Below are 335 nucleotides of genomic sequence, written 5' to 3'. Positions count from 1 at the left end.
AACCCATCATTCACTTCTTCTTCATACAAATCACCCAACAATCCACCTTCTCTCACCATCTCATACACACCTTCCACCCCTTCCCCCCCATCACCCTTTTTCCCTTTCCCATCATTTTTCACCAATCTCCATACATCCACAATATACCAACCCCACTCAATCTCTTTACCTTTCAAAATACTACCAACCCCCATCCTAATCCCCTCACCCCCAACTTCATCAATCCTCTCCAACAACCCCTCATTTCCCTTCCTCCTCTCTTCTTTCACATCCACAACATCTCTCCCCCCACTCAGCTCCCTTCCCCCTTCATTCAACCCAATATGACCATTATG

Annotated in this window: 1 pseudogene; it reads right to left on the bottom strand. The window is 46.6% G+C overall.

Annotated features, from left to right (window positions below):
* Positions 1-194: pseudogene (locus tag FS628_RS30265) on the bottom strand (deoxyribonuclease IV); the annotation flags it as partial.
* Positions 195-335 lie beyond the last annotated feature (141 nt).

It is taken from the genome of Paenibacillus xylanexedens, assembly GCF_007676705.1.
Lineage (GTDB): Bacteria > Bacillota > Bacilli > Paenibacillales > Paenibacillaceae > Paenibacillus > Paenibacillus xylanexedens_C.
This window is presented reverse-complemented; position numbering and strand designations above follow the sequence as displayed.